The 14,276-nt window shown below is 41.1% G+C and carries 10 protein-coding genes and 2 pseudogenes; 6 read left to right on the top strand and 6 right to left on the bottom strand.

The features are described from left to right. Positions 1 to 152 precede the first annotated feature (152 nt). Together F6K63_RS25120 and F6K63_RS37410 are read left to right on the top strand one after the other, a co-directional pair. Positions 153 to 932: an HvfC/BufC N-terminal domain-containing protein gene (locus F6K63_RS25120; protein WP_287298037.1), complete on the top strand. Its 780-nt coding sequence runs from the start codon at positions 153 to 155 to the stop codon at positions 930 to 932. Positions 933 to 1,224: 292 nt separating this feature from the next. Then, positions 1,225 to 2,183 (top strand): annotated as a pseudogene (locus F6K63_RS37410) (tyrosine-type recombinase/integrase). Between the two features lie 417 nt (positions 2,184 to 2,600). Here F6K63_RS37410 and F6K63_RS25110 read toward each other — a convergent pair. Beyond that, complete coding sequence (locus F6K63_RS25110; RefSeq protein ID WP_287255901.1) at positions 2,601 to 2,810, bottom strand: hypothetical protein; 210 nt, start codon at positions 2,808 to 2,810, stop codon at positions 2,601 to 2,603. 1,620 nt (positions 2,811 to 4,430) lie between these two features. Here F6K63_RS25110 and F6K63_RS25105 point away from each other — a divergent pair. Next, on the top strand, positions 4,431 to 4,625 hold the full coding sequence (locus tag F6K63_RS25105) for a hypothetical protein (protein WP_287254996.1): 195 nt from the start codon (positions 4,431 to 4,433) through the stop codon (positions 4,623 to 4,625). Positions 4,626 to 4,882: 257 nt separating this feature from the next. Here the strand turns inward: F6K63_RS25105 and F6K63_RS25100 are convergent, their stop codons facing one another. From F6K63_RS25100 to F6K63_RS25090, 3 genes are all read right to left on the bottom strand, one after another. Beyond that, positions 4,883 to 5,386 carry a hypothetical protein gene (locus F6K63_RS25100; protein WP_287254998.1) on the bottom strand — a complete coding sequence of 168 codons (504 nt, stop codon included), beginning with the start codon at positions 5,384 to 5,386 and terminating at the stop codon, positions 4,883 to 4,885. 88 nt (positions 5,387 to 5,474) lie between these two features. Further along, positions 5,475 to 6,140 carry a hypothetical protein gene (locus tag F6K63_RS25095; protein WP_287255000.1) on the bottom strand — a complete coding sequence of 222 codons (666 nt, stop codon included), beginning with the start codon at positions 6,138 to 6,140 and terminating at the stop codon, positions 5,475 to 5,477. A 351-nt stretch (positions 6,141 to 6,491) separates the two neighbouring features. After that, on the bottom strand, positions 6,492 to 6,617 hold the full coding sequence (locus F6K63_RS25090) for a hypothetical protein (RefSeq protein ID WP_287255003.1): 126 nt from the start codon (positions 6,615 to 6,617) through the stop codon (positions 6,492 to 6,494). 454 nt (positions 6,618 to 7,071) lie between these two features. Here F6K63_RS25090 and F6K63_RS25085 point away from each other — a divergent pair, with 454 nt between their 5' ends. Then, positions 7,072 to 7,476: a hypothetical protein gene (locus tag F6K63_RS25085; protein ID WP_287313412.1), complete on the top strand. Its 405-nt coding sequence runs from the start codon at positions 7,072 to 7,074 to the stop codon at positions 7,474 to 7,476. A gap of 257 nt (positions 7,477 to 7,733) precedes the next feature. Here F6K63_RS25085 and F6K63_RS25080 read toward each other — a convergent pair whose 3' ends face one another. Then, positions 7,734 to 8,582 carry a hypothetical protein gene (locus F6K63_RS25080; RefSeq protein ID WP_287251475.1) on the bottom strand — a complete coding sequence of 283 codons (849 nt, stop codon included), beginning with the start codon at positions 8,580 to 8,582 and terminating at the stop codon, positions 7,734 to 7,736. 117 nt (positions 8,583 to 8,699) lie between these two features. On the opposite strand from F6K63_RS25080, the pseudogene F6K63_RS37985 reads away from it, so the two are divergent. Continuing rightward, positions 8,700 to 9,094: pseudogene (locus F6K63_RS37985) on the top strand (tyrosine-type recombinase/integrase); the annotation flags it as partial. A gap of 380 nt (positions 9,095 to 9,474) precedes the next feature. On the opposite strand, the gene F6K63_RS25070 reads toward F6K63_RS37985, so the two are convergent. Then, on the bottom strand, positions 9,475 to 9,879 hold the full coding sequence (locus F6K63_RS25070; protein ID WP_287313411.1) for a CU044_2847 family protein: 405 nt from the start codon (positions 9,877 to 9,879) through the stop codon (positions 9,475 to 9,477). Positions 9,880 to 9,971: 92 nt separating this feature from the next. Between F6K63_RS25070 and F6K63_RS25065 the strand changes: the two genes are divergently transcribed. Beyond that, positions 9,972 to 13,880: an nSTAND1 domain-containing NTPase gene (locus F6K63_RS25065; protein WP_287313410.1), complete on the top strand. Its 3,909-nt coding sequence runs from the start codon at positions 9,972 to 9,974 to the stop codon at positions 13,878 to 13,880. Positions 13,881 to 14,276 lie beyond the last annotated feature (396 nt).

Genomic DNA, 14,276 nt, shown 5'->3' with positions numbered 1-14,276 from the left:
CTGATAGCTGATAGCTGATAGCTGATAGCTGATAGCTGATAGCTGATAGCTGATAGCTGATAGCTGATAGCTGATAGCTGATAGCTGATAGCTGATAGCTGATAGCTGATAGCTGATAGCTGATAGCTTACGTATTTAGATCAGGTAAGTAGATGGAATTAAGGACACTACAACAGTTATTTTACGATGCTGTTTTTGAAAATAATCCTGCCAGTACACAAACCATTGCTCAACACATCAAAGCAGCTAAACAATTGACCCCTGCTGAAGGGTTAGCGATTTATCGTAGCAGTGTCCTAGGCAACCTGAGCCAAACCTTAATGTCAATTTATCCAGTCTGCTGTTGTTTGGTGGGAGAGAAATTTTTTGATGGAACAGCGATAAGCTATATCCAACGGTTTCCTTCTATATCAATGGATTTAGGAAATTATGGCGAGCACTTTCCTGATTTTCTAGCCAATTTTGAGCCAGCAAAACAGTTACCCTATTTACCAGATGTGGCCAGGTTAGAGTGGCACTGGCATCGTGTGTTTAATGGTGAAGAGGCTACCAAGTTAGATGTCCAAGCATTGAGTACAGTTCCCCAAGAAAAATGGGGAGAACTGATTTTCCATTTACCTAAAAATAGTGTTCTGATTGAGTCAGCTTACCCGATCCATCGCATTTGGGAAGTTAATCAGCCTGAATACGAAGGTGATCAGCAAGTGAATTTGGATGAAGGGGGCATACAACTATTCCTCTGGCGCAATGGTTATGATATGCGCATTGAGCTGCCAACAAAAGCAGAATGGCAACTGCTGAAAGCTTTTCAAGCCGAAAATCGATTTGAAGCAATTTGTCAAGACCTAGCTGCTGATGAATTAGCTATTGATGTGGCATCTGAGCTACCGCTATTTGTACAACGTGGATGGATTGCTAGGTTTTCGATTTAGACAGATCCTTATGGAAATTCCCACAAGCCAAAACCCCGCGTTTTTAAACCACCGGATGTAAGCTCGCTTACGCGGACAGGCTGGGGAGTGTCAAAGACAGTTACCCACGCCAATAGGTGAGCCGACCCATAGATTTAGGATTCTCTGAAGTTTTCAAGGTGCTTCAGAGCAAGCAGGTGTTCGTCCTGTATTACTTTGTTATATATATACTACATAATACACTACAAAGTGTCAAGAGTGTAATACAAAAAAGTTGTTATTCGCGCAGAACAAGACTGTCCATCGGTTCAGTGTGACCCTCACTACCACCTCACTCTGTCTCACCACAGCTTCACCGTTGACTGGGCATCCGGCACGGGTTTATTTGAGTATTTTGAGTCCTGGGTCGCAGCCAACAATGAGGCAAGCTTTGGATGCGATCGCATCCCTACTAACCAATAACGAATGCGATGCGGATACCCTTAATTGGGCAGCTCTCACCTATCAGCACACCGCCGCCGTCCAAGCCGCACTACTAGAAATAAATGCCCCCGCCACGGTCAAGAAGAAGATGGCAGCCCTCAGGGGAGTATTGGCTGTGGCAAAGAAGTTGAAACTGATGGATCCAGAAGATTTCGAGGCGGCGGTGGATTTACCCAGGATTAAGAATCATCCCTTACCTAGAGGTCGGGCGTTAACTCAAACAGAAATTAAAGCACTTATTGAGGTGTGTACTTCCGATACAACTAATCAAGGGGCTAGGGATAAAGCTCTAATTGGCATCCTACGGGGTACAGGACTGCGACGGGCAGAAGTGGTGAAGCTGGAAGTGCGAGATTTTGATGGTTCCACTGGTGCATTGGAAGTGCGCCAGGGTAAGGGGGGGAAGGATAGGACGGTTTATTTACCGGAAGGTGCGTTCGCGGAGCGGCTCTGAAGAGCATCGCTTTTGTAAATGATTGGTTGAGCACAAGAGGTCACCAACCAGGGGCGCTGTTGTGCCCAATACAGAAAGGTGGACAGATACAGTACAGAAAAATGACCCCTCAGGCCGTATTGTTGATTTTGCAGAAGCGGGCTAAACAGGCTGGGGTGGAGTCCTTTAGTCCCCATGATTTTCGCAGAACCTTCTGCTCTGATTTGCTTGATGCTGGGATTGATATTGTGACGGTACAGAAGTTAGCTGGCCATGCTTCCCCTGTGACTACCGCTAAGTATGACCGACGGGGTGAGGAGGTTAAGCGTAGGGCGGTGCAGAAGTTGGGGTTTTAACAGAAGGATGGTGGCGGGCGCATCTGAGGACTCACTATGTATCTTTTTGTAACTGCCTGAAATTACTACCTAGTAATGATTTCAGCTTGCATGTCACCCCTCCAGATTCTGTAGTTATTAATAGTCAGTACAGGTATCATGCCTCTCCACTAAAAATAACAGTCAAAATGGCGCACAAAACTAATTAACGGGAGTAATACTGTATTTGGAACAATAACACAATAGACCTCTTGCAAAAGTAGCGATCGCAAGCCGTCTTCTGAAGCAAGTCTGCTATGTGAACTACCCTAACCTACTTCGTAAAAGTTGGGTTGGGGTAGTTCAAACAACTCCAAAATTTAAGCTAGATTTAGCACTTTAGAGTAAATTGCTTAATTTACCCCTAATATAAAATTATTGGTTTTTATTTGCACCAACCTAATTCCATCCTATTAATATTCCACTATTAGAATCTGCATGGCCTACAATATTATCATAATCATCCCACATATTAAGTACATCATTTAAGAAAACTAAACAAAGTTGTCCACCCCCTCCATAAACAGAGTTTAATTCAGCATATGGTATATCTTGCAATTTTTGCTTATTATTAGTTTCAGAAAGATCTGAAATTGTAATTTGAGCCATTATGTAATCCTCTAAATACATTTAAGTAGGTGGGCATAAATAAACGTTAAAACTCAAAATAGAAAAATGAGGCTGAAAGCCTTTATTAAAAAGGGTTTCAGCATTTTAAATCTCAATCGCTATTTTACCGATAATTAAGCCCACCTACTTAAATAGTGTAGAACTATTTAAATGTATATGACAATAAATATTAGAATATTTTTGTGACATAATTGTTTCAATATAGCGGTTTTAAATCTAGTAAGGTACAAGTTTTTGGGTTTTAGGGAGCAGGGAGCAGGAAAGAGGGAAGAGGGAAGAGGGAAGAGGGAAAAAATGTGTACCTCATGAGGCTAAAAAGCGCTATAAAAAACAATAATGTAACTGTTCAGACTGAGGGGGTGACATGAGCCCTGAAAAGGACCCTCCGCATATTGCAGACGCTACGTAATCCCAAACAACTACCTACACCTCAACCCTCAGCACACAACCGACACCACCTATCCACAAAACCCCCACCACATACCCGAAAACAAAAACACCGTGTACCCGAAAAACAACCTCTGTACCAGAAACTAAGAACAGAAACTCCAGCCGTCGAGCTTCAACAACTGGGGAAACATTGAACTAAAAATTTTCCGGTGCTCAATTTAACAAGCTATTTCGCTGCTCTATCTCCCCAGACTTAACAACAACTACAACATCGCCACCAGGAGATTTAACCTTTTCACCAATGGTGGTTATTGATAAAGGCTTGAACTCGTAGACCAAGATAGAATCCAGAAACGACAACGGTTACAGGAAAAGCGGATTAAGGCTCAGATTTCGATTCAATCTGCTATAGCTCGGTTAAATGCTGCGAAAACTCGTTACCAACAACAGATTTACCAGCATTCTCTGAAAATGATGACTTATCAAACTAATTTACAGCGGCAGCAGTACCAGCTGGCATCTTTGGTGAAGCAATCCCAAGAGGTGGAGAAGGAGCTGGCAGAATTGAGTATTGTGCGATTCTCCTAGGGAGACGCTACGCGAACGCCCTATACTGGTCGGGTGAGACGGGTGAAGATTGTTTCACAGACGGACCGGGTGATAACTGCTGAGATAACTCTTGATGTGAGGGGCGATCGTTAATTCTAGGGCAAGGGCATGTTTGTGGTAGTGCTGCCTTTGTCCAATAAGTTGAAAATAATCGGACTATGACACAGCCTTATTCAATAGTCCGACATTAGCTGTTAGGTTTAATATTATGTTCGTCTGTAACTTAGTCTAATTTATTTAGACAACTTGCCGCGACTTATAATACAAATTTTTAATGAAGTTTGTTTAAAGTTTTACAGTTCTTCATACTGCCTCTTCCTCCTGCTCCCTTCTCCCTGATCCCTTCTCCCTACTCCCTTTGGCAAAGTGTTAATTTAGCATAACAAGTACGGAAGAGCCAGTTTTACTTAAAGTTTACTTAAATTTTTAGGAAAATAAAAAAGCGCAACATATAACTATCAATTGAATCGGTTAATATTTAAATCGAACTATGACACAGCCTTCATAGTTCGATTTAGTGATTAAGTTTAATATTATGTTCGTCTTAACGATATTAAGCTTAATCTCCTTTGGTTCCTAAAAATTAAGGAGAAAATTAGCATGAAAAATTCTCTTCAGGCTATGGGACATTTTTGTGTTCCTATAACTCTTGCTGTTGTCGCTACTTGCAGTACGAGTAGTGATGTCCAACAGAGCATCAAAGCTATTGTCCCATGGCTTCAGGTAGCAGCCTTTAGCACTACTACTGTTAATCAGGGATTACAGGCTGCTAAACGATTGCGTCGTTCTAAGTAGAGTTTGATGCTGTAGATGATTAGTACTAGTTGCTGATTATCGGTATAGTTTTGCCCCCTAATTCCCAATCTTGTGGTGCGACCCGTGACGAATTTAATTTGCCTATGGGAAGCGCACCGAGGGAGGAATAAAACTCTAAAAGTCCCCCGAGCGAGGGATTGCTCGGGGGACTAAGGGGGCTTTTTTAAAATCAGGCGCGCTACTACGCTGGAACTGTTTATTGTTTAGAACCTTCTATTTCCTCTTTATTATTACTATTAAGTAGAATCACCTCCAAACCCTTGAACTATTATAGCTAATCCGAATACAAAAGCAGATGCAATAGTCCCACCAATTTTTGACCAAGTATTGTTATTATTAGAATTAATTTCTTTTATAGTTTCGCTATAGTCTTTTGAAACTTGAAAAATTAATTCTGCTATTCTTATTTTTCCTTCGTCAGATTGAATATTATCTGCTAACTCATTTAAGGTTTTTACCGTGTGGTTAATATGATCAATTTTATCAAGTGCTTCCTGATTTACATCACCTACTTTTTCCACTAAGCTCGGGAATGTGTGAACTAACTCAGTCATGGATTCAATAAATTTAGTAGAAAATTTAGGTGAATCTTTTGCAAGAGCTTTTATGTGTTTTTCCTCAATTTCACCTTCTTCTATAAGATTTAAAATTTTTTGACTTTCTTCTAAAGATAATTCTTCAGAATTTGTCAAATTTGCTTTTTCCTTGACTTCTGCAACAAGAGAGTTGTTATTTTCCATTTTACTATTATCCTGTAACATCAACATCTATACCAAACAGCTTCAACAAACAAATAACTGGTACAAAAGCAATAATAAACGCTACCTTTTAAATAAAAAATATTATTGCAATAATTATTGCTAAAGGTATCCTCATCCGCCTTATTAGTAATACAATTATATTTACTTTTAACCAGTATTTGTTCTGTTCTTCTAATCTTTTATTTACCATTAAATTGCTACTATATCTAAAAACTTTATTTGAAAATTTGATAAGATTGCTTACTTTTTGTTCATCTATTTTCATAGTCATGCTTTGGAAATCTTTAATTATTTTTTCTAAGTTTGCAAAAGAAATTAAAAATTTATAATTTCCATGATTTCTAGTGTATATATCCAAACCTCTAGTCATCATACTTTTGAATCGCTTCATCAATTGTATATCCCATAAGAATATATCGATTTTACCGTGAAGACGATTTTTAGTACTATTAATCAAATTAATAGAATTTTCTGTTGATAAGAATATATCGGATTTCTCTTCTCTAGCTTTAAAGACTATTCGATAATTTGTTAAATAAAATTTGCCTCGAATCAATAATATTTGATTTTTTCTTCCTCTACCTGTAAGTATTCTAGCCCACAATGGGTTGAAGCTTGGTAATGGTTTACTTATGTGGTATTCTTCCGTATCAATATATATGGCAGAATCATGACTGCTAATTATTTCTTCATTATCAAGTAATTCTTCATCAAGTAATTTTTCTGTAATCATGATTTAGTTGTGTTTCTATAATCAGTTTGCAACTTTTCGTATTTTCAGCTAATCGATACTCTAAATTAGACGGTAATGCTACAAAAGTAGTAGTTTTAGTCCCCTTTTGACCAGACAGCAGCTGGAGTGTGACATGCAAGCTGCTAATAGCTGATTTTTAAGTATCTATATAGTTATCCGGGTAACCACCAACAATTACGCAAAAAATTTCTGGGGAGGTGACATGCAAGTTCAGGTGCAGCTGCGATTCTCCTACAAAGACGCTACGCGATCGCGTACTCAAGCCCATCTCTACATCCCCTGGATTATCCGATCCATGCCCGGCTCATCCCGTTGGTAACGTCTTAGTCATTATCGGGTAGTGGTTCTTCTGTTGTTGAAGGTTGAAGGTTGTTGAAGGTTGAAGGTTGTTGAAGGTTGAAGGTTGAAGGTTGAAGGTTGAAGGTTGTTTAAGGTTGAACGTGATTGCGTGGCCAATAGGCCAAGGTTGAATTCACTTCTGCCTTCTGTCCTCTGCCTTGTTTTCTCCAAAGTATAGCGGTTTTTAGCCTAATGAGGTACAGATAATTTTTGGCCTGTTCCCTCTTTTCTCTTCCCTATTCCCTACTCCCTGCTCCCTGCTCCCTGCTTCTTCTAAAGCAAAATACTATGTCTTAAACTATCCTTAGTTTGCTATTAGCTAAACTTGTTACAAAACTAACACTTTAGTTGTCAATAATTATTACAAATTTCGTAAATTATCCAATTTTTTTTGATTTTTTACTTGACAACAACCATAGACACTATTTATAATATAAACATGGCGAAAAGAGCCGCGCTTCTTGGTTGACTCCCCTCAAGCGCGGCTCTCTACCAAACCACAGTTTAGGTAACTCTATCATAATGGCAAAAAAACGATTTATTCATCATCAAGCTCGATTATCACGAAGCCATGGAGCGTCTTGAGCAGCTTGGACAACAGAGGGAACCGAAGCAGGAAAATTTGTATCCCTATCCCATCACGGAGCGATGCAGCGCGGTCTTGGGGGTTTCCCCCATGAGCGACTGCATCAAGAAGCGAGAGCAAATACTAATCCGACTGTATAGTTACTACCAATTGGGTATGACACCACAACGGTTTTACCAAAAGTGGGACTTAACCCAGGAAGATATAGCTTTGATCTGCTCTTGTTCTGCTCACACTGTTAACGGCTGGTTTAACACTAGTCGTCGCTGTAACCCTCCGACTCCTGTTCACTTGCAACCTCTGGCGATTATGGATTTTTTGTTGGAGGATTTTGAGACTATTCCGAGGGAGTTATTGGATCGATTGTGCTTGAAGGAGGAGAGAATGTAGAATTAAGAATGTAGAATTTAGAATGCAGAATGTAGAATTAAGAATGTAGAATTAAGAATGTAGAATGTAGAATGCAGAATGTAGAATTAAGAAGGCAGAAGTCAGAAGTCAGAAGTCAGAAGGCAGAATTCCCAATTCCCAATTCCCAATTCTTTATTACCAATTCCCAATTCTTAATTCTACATTCTAAATTCTTAATTCTACATTCTACATTCTTAATTCTACATTCTTATCTTGATTCAGCAATGCGCAATCACTTAGTAAAGCACTGCACTTGGTCCTTCAGAAATACCAGTCTTGGGTACTTCTTCGTCTCCAACCCATTCAGAACCATCAAACACATTACACCACATCCATCCACTGTCATCTCGCCCTTGATGTAACAGGTAAATTTGGTCATTATATACGACTGCTGATGGTCCAGCAGTTATCCCAGTTTTATGTATCTTGTGATCTCCAGCCCACTCATTGCCATCGAAGATATTACACCAGACCCAACCGTTATCACCTCTGCCCTCGTGAAACACGTATATTTGACCGTTGTAGACTAATGCATCTGGATCATCGGTTAAACCTGTGCCCCGTACCTCTTTATCTCCAGCCCACTCATTGCCATCAAAAACGTTATACCAGAGCCAGCCACTATCCCCTCGTCCTTGGTGGAACACATAGAGGAGGTCATTGTATACTACTGCTGATGGACTAGACGTAATTCCGGTCTTAGGAACTTCTTGATCTCCAGCCCACTCATTGCCATCAAAAACGTTATACCAGAGCCAACCACTATCTCCTCGTCCTTGGTGGAATACATAGAGAAGGTCATTGTATACTACTGCTGATGGGCCAGCAGTTATACCAGTCTTACCAATTTCTTGATCTCCAGCCCAGTCATTGCCATCAAAAACGTTATACCAGAGCCAACCACTATCTCCCCGTCCTTGGTGGAACACATAGAGAAGGTCATTGTATACTACTGCTGATGGATCTCCTGTCATCCCAGTTTTAGGAACTTGTTGGTCTCCAACCCATTCATTGCCATCAAAAACGTTATACCAGAGCCAGCCACTATCTCCTCGCCCCTGATGAAATACGTAGATGTTGCTCATTGTTAGTTCCCTAATTTGTCTCTAGTTAATCATAGTAATACTACCTAGGGGGGTGACATGTTTTTTGGGTAATAATTTCAGGCTATAAGTTACAAAAAGATACATTCTGTTAGGCTAAAGGGGGGTAAGGATAGGAGGGTTTATTTACCGGAAAGTGCGTTCGCGGAGCGGCTCTGAAGAGCATCGCTTTTGTAAATGATTGGTTGACCACAAGAGGTAACCAACCAGGGGCGCTGTTGTGCCCAATACTCAAAGGGGGGCAGATACAGTACAGAAAAATGACCCCCCAGGCAGTATTGTTGATTTTGCAGAAGCGGGCTAAACAGGCTGGGGTCGAGTCCTTTAGTCCCCATGATTTTCCCAGGACCTTTTGCTCTGATTTGCTTGATGCTGGGATTGATATTGTGACGGTACAAAAGTTAGCTGGCCATGCTTCCCCTGTGACTACCGCTAAGTATGATAGACGGGGTGAGGAGGTTAAGCGTAGGGCGGTGCAGAAGTTGGGATTTTAGGAGGGGGGTTTTTGGTTTGAGTGCTGGATGAATGGAAAATCAGCCGCTAAAGCCTAAAATTCAGCCTGTTACCGCAGTTTTGGGAGAGACAGGAAATTAGCCTTCGCCTAGCTTTTGGAAATCATGATTTGTTTGAAATCCTTGCTGGATACAGCTATCGTTTTGTTCAATATTATTAGTTGACTAACACGAAATCAGTACGGATATTCAGCATCGATGCGGACTGGATGCAATTGTGTTTATAAATAGCTGACTGTTATTTTAATACCGTTAACGGTTCTTACCGGAGGTTTAAGTTCACATTTTCTTTCCACGGGGGCTTAGTAGCCTTCTCGTAAGTTGAGCGCTAAATGCTGACATAATTGCTAGATTCGTCTTAACTAAGTCTTATCTTCAACTGGCTTAGGAAGCTCACACTCTACTGTTATCTTAAGATTACTTTTAGCCGTCCCTTTTGTAACATAAGGAATCCCCGCCTCTCCCCCTAATTCAATTCCAAATTCTAAGGTAACTTTTTTAACGTTAGGTATTGGCTTTTTCTTGAAGGCATTTAAACCAATAATAGTGTAAGCCCGGATTGTACCTTCAATGATTTGAGCGTGTTGTATTATTTGCTGTCGTAGCCTTTCAGGAGAACTCATGCCCTTGTCGGTAAGGGCTTCTTCTTCCTCTTCCTCTTCGTCTTGGTTATCTGGGCTGCTTACCGTAGGAATGTCTAAATCTTCTGTAGCTTCAACATAAATAATTGTGCCATCCTCTAGCTGAATTGGCGTTAATTGTGTCATAATATAATATTTACTAAACTATTTCCCAGCAAGACTGATAACATAATTGTATTCCTCTTAATCACCTATTTATCTAAAGAAAGCTGGTTTTTATGAGTCGGAATGCCTTAGTAATAGGAATTAGTACCTACAGCTATGAACGCCTCAATAATTTAACGGCACCTGGGCAGGATGCAGAAGCTGTAGCCCAATTACTAGAGAAGTATGGAGACTTTAAGGTAACCCGACTTCCGGCGGTTAAGGATAAACAGAATAATACCATTCGGGTTGGTAAAAAAACCAAAGTCACTCTGACTCAGTTAGAAGACGCCATAGTACAATTGTTCAAATCAGATGGAAAACCCCCAGATACAGCGCTACTCTATTTTTCTGGACATGGTTTACGAAAAAGCAAGGGGATACAAGAAGGCTTTTTGGCAACTAGTGATGTAAACCCAGACATGGGTTGTTGGGGTTTATCCTTACAATGGCTGCGACGACTACTACAAGAAAGTGAAGTAAGGCAGCAGGTTATTATTTTGGATTGCTGTTACGCCGGGGAAGTGCTAAATGTAGCAGAAGCAGACCCGGGAGACCGGGGTAAAGGCAGAGACCGGTGTTTCATTGCTGCTTCTCGTGCCTTTGAACTCGCCTATGAGGAAATTGGTAGTAATCATAGTGTTCTCACCTCTGCACTGATCCTAGGATTGGAACCAAGCCAAGAGCGATGGGTAACTAACTATACCTTAGTTGATTTACTTACTCAACAACGGAATGCTTTTCCCCAGCGTCCTATTTTTAGTAATTCTGGTGAACCGATTAATCTGACTCGCAGGTGGACAGCAGCAAGAAAACAGTCAGCTGCATCAGCAAAAAGTATCTGTCCTTATAAGGGTTTAGCTTATTTTGATTGTACGGAAGAAGATGCCAGGTATTTCTATGGTCGTACTGCCTTAACGGATCAATTGTTGGAAAAGGTGCGTATTGGTAATTTTCTCGCTGTCTTGGGAGCGTCTGGTAGTGGGAAATCTAGTGTAGTTAGGGCAGGATTGTTGTATCAGTTACAACTGGGACAGAGGTTATCTGGGAGTGAAAGTTGGCAGATAAAAATCCTTCAGCCCGGTGAACACCCCCTCAATTCCTTAGCACTAACCTTTGTAGATTCTGGATTATCTGATACCGAACGGGCGACTCAATTAGCTCAAGCCGAAGATTTGATCCAAAAGGGTTCTGAAGGATTGAGACAATTAATCGCTGTGACCGATACCCAGCGGCTAATACTGGTAGTTGATCAGTTTGAAGAAGCCTTTACCTTGTGTCAGGATAGCTCAGAAAGGCAGCAGTTTTTTGAATGCTTATTAGGAGCTTTACCTAAAACCGGGGATAAACTCTGCTTGGTATTGACAATGCGGGCAGACTTTTTTGGTAAATGTCTTGAACAGGACTATAGCGGATTGGCACAACAGATTCAAGAACATGGAATTGCTGTGATGCCCATGTCACCAGAGGAGTTAAAACAGGCAATTGCAGAACCAGCCAAACAGGTAGATTTGGAGATAGAGCCAGAACTGGTGAAAGAAATACTGACAGATGTAGCGGATGCGCCAGGATATCTTCCCTTACTGCAATATACCCTGACACAACTGTGGGAAGAAAGCACTGATAACTGTTTGCGGCTCAACACCTATGTGAAATTGGGTGGTGTGATGGGGACTTTGCGTCAACGGGCGACTGAGGTCTATGAGCTTTTTTCTGAAGAAGAACAAGCAGCAGTTAAGCATATTTTTCTAGCACTGACTCAGTTGGGAGAAGGGACAGAAGATACTCGCAGACGAGTATTTAAACCAAATTTAGTAAATCAGCGCTACAGCGAAGAACTTATTGATACCGTAGTTCAGAAATTGGCCGATGAAAAGCTAGTTGTTACCACTGAAATGGTAGGTAAAGGAGAAGGAACAAAGACAGTAGCAGTGGTGGATGTGGCTCATGAAGCCTTGATTCGTCATTGGAGTCTGTTGCGGAGTTGGATAAGTGAAAACCGGGATGGGATGAGAATAGCCCGTAAGATTGAGGCGGCGGCTGAAGAGTGGAAAATGAAAGTAGAATCGCCGGATTATCTGTTTACTGGGGCAAAATTGACGGAAGCGGAGAATTATTTGGAGGATTATTTTGAATTAGGTTTGCTGTCTGTGTTGGGGAAGGAGTTTATTGAACAAAGTATTCAGAAGCGCAAGAGAAATAAATGGGTAAGGGTTGGGGGATTTGCTGCTTTTATTGGTGTGATGGCTATAGGCTTGGTTGTATCGAATTATTTGGGCTTACAATCTCGTAAAGAGGCAATTAACTCAGACTTACTCACAGAAGCTACCAAGATTAAGTATTCCATATCAATAAAACCGACTACAGAAGAATTGATCCAAGCTATTCAAATAACAGCTAAGAGTCAATCCCAGAAAAAATACTTAAAACCAACAGTAATTAATGAAGTTAATTCTAGCTTATTATCAGCTTTAGATAACGTACAAGAAAGGAAACGTTTAGAAGGTCATACAGGTCCTGTCTGGGATATCGCTTTTAGTTCAGATGGCAAACAGATTCTCAGTGGCAGTTGGGACAGAACAGCGCGCTTGTGGGACACCGAATCCGGTAAACTTATCCATCAACTAGAAGGTCATACTGGTTCTGTCGAGGCGATCGCTTTTAGTCCAGATGGCAAACAGATTCTCAGTGGCAGTTATGACAACACAGTGGGCTTGTGGGACACCGAATCCGGTAAACTTATCCATCAACTAGAAGGTCATACAGATTTTGTCAACAATATCGCTTTTAGCCCAGATGGCAAACAGATTCTCAGTGGCAGTAGGGACAGAACAGCGCGCTTGTGGGACACCGAATCCGGTAAACTTATCCATCAACTAGAAGGTCATACAGACTCGGTCTGGTCAATCGCTTTTAGCCCAGATGGCAAACAGATTATCAGTGGCAGTTATGACAACACAGTGGGCTTGTGGGACACAGAAACCGGTAAACTTATCCATCAACTAGAAGGTCATACAGATAATGTCTATGTGATCGCTTTTAGTCCAGATGGCAAACAGATTATCAGTGGCAGTAAGTACAAAACAGTGGGCTTGTGGGACACAGAAACCGGTAAACTTATCCATCAACTAGAAGGTCATACAGATAGTGTCGAGGCGATCGCTTTTAGCCCAGATGGCAAACAGATTCTCAGTGGTAGTTCGGACAGAACAGCGCGCTTGTGGGACACCGAATCCGGTAAACTTATCCATCAACTAGAAGGTCATATAGGTCGTGTCAATGTGATCGCTTTTAGTCCAGATGGCAAACAGATTCTCAGTGGCAGTAGGGACAACACAGTGCGCTTGTGGGACACCGAATCCGGTAAACTTATCCATACCTTTGAAGGTCATACTACTTATGTCAGTGCGATCGCTTTTAGTCCAGATGGCAAACAGATTCTCAGTGGCAGTTTGGACAGCACTGTGCGGTTGTGGCGGGGTGGAAATTGGAAAGATTGGTTAAAAGAGGGATGTAATCATCTGCAATTTCATCCTGACCTCGCTGCGCCTCACCATAATCAAGATAATAAAGAAGATAATAAAGCAGGAGAAGCCTGTCTCAAGTATGCCGATTGGGACGATAAAGCCAAAGCCGACTTTCTGGTCAGACAAGGTAAGGCTATTTTTTTACAAACAGATCCAAATGTCAAGGATGCTGTTAAAAAATTTAAAAAAGCGCAAAAACTCAATTCTGACATCGACCTCAACCCATTCACAGAGGAAATAGATAAAGACCCCAAAACAGTAGCGCACTTGTTAGCCGCACAAGCTAAAGTGAGTCAGGGAAGAAAACTAGCAATAAATGGGAAAATAAAGGAGGCTATTTCTGTCTATCAGGAAGCGCAAAAACTCTATCCTGACATCGACCTCAACCCAAATACAAAGGAAATCGACAAAGACCCTAAAAAAGTAGCGCAACATATATTCCAAAAATGGAAATAATCAATTTTCAGTATTTATAAGGCAAGTAACTGGGGTTACCGGAACTTAAAGATTTTTCCCAATTCTCATGGAATGAAAATGAGGTAAATGGGTGGTGCGAAGCTTCATCATGTGCATTCCCTGGATATCGGTTGATCAAGTCTCGAAACCCCTATAATCTCCTACAACTTTACTCGCAATAAAGTTAATTTGTTAATATTGACCTGGTTTGTTTATCAATAAGCCACGGCTTATTGATTCTTACCCTTACCCTGGGGAGCAGGAAAACAATCCTGTATACCTGATGGTTATGGGAACCGCCGTAACTTCTTGGAAAAATTTTCGCTGCTTATGCATAATTGTTCATTACCTGAGCGATAGCTATTACAGATGGCTAATTAAACAATTTATAAAATT

It is taken from the genome of Moorena sp. SIO1G6 (assembly GCF_010672795.1).
GTDB lineage: Bacteria > Cyanobacteriota > Cyanobacteriia > Cyanobacteriales > Coleofasciculaceae > Moorena > Moorena producens.
This window is presented reverse-complemented; position numbering and strand designations above follow the sequence as displayed.

Excerpts from the sequence above, each read along its gene's own strand:
- F6K63_RS25085 (WP_287313412.1), top strand. The coding sequence starts at position 7,072 with ATGGAGCGTCTTGAGCAGCTTGGACAACAGAGGGAACCGAAGCAGGAA.
- F6K63_RS25065 (WP_287313410.1), top strand. The coding sequence starts at position 9,972 with ATGAGTCGGAATGCCTTAGTAATAGGAATTAGTACCTACAGCTATGAA.
- F6K63_RS25120 (WP_287298037.1), top strand. The coding sequence starts at position 153 with ATGGAATTAAGGACACTACAACAGTTATTTTACGATGCTGTTTTTGAA.
- F6K63_RS25105 (WP_287254996.1), top strand. The coding sequence starts at position 4,431 with ATGAAAAATTCTCTTCAGGCTATGGGACATTTTTGTGTTCCTATAACT.
- F6K63_RS25080 (WP_287251475.1), bottom strand. The coding sequence starts at position 8,582 with ATGAGCAACATCTACGTATTTCATCAGGGGCGAGGAGATAGTGGCTGG.
- F6K63_RS25110 (WP_287255901.1), bottom strand. The coding sequence starts at position 2,810 with ATGGCTCAAATTACAATTTCAGATCTTTCTGAAACTAATAATAAGCAA.
- F6K63_RS25095 (WP_287255000.1), bottom strand. The coding sequence starts at position 6,140 with ATGATTACAGAAAAATTACTTGATGAAGAATTACTTGATAATGAAGAA.
- F6K63_RS25070 (WP_287313411.1), bottom strand. The coding sequence starts at position 9,879 with ATGACACAATTAACGCCAATTCAGCTAGAGGATGGCACAATTATTTAT.
- F6K63_RS25100 (WP_287254998.1), bottom strand. The coding sequence starts at position 5,386 with ATGGAAAATAACAACTCTCTTGTTGCAGAAGTCAAGGAAAAAGCAAAT.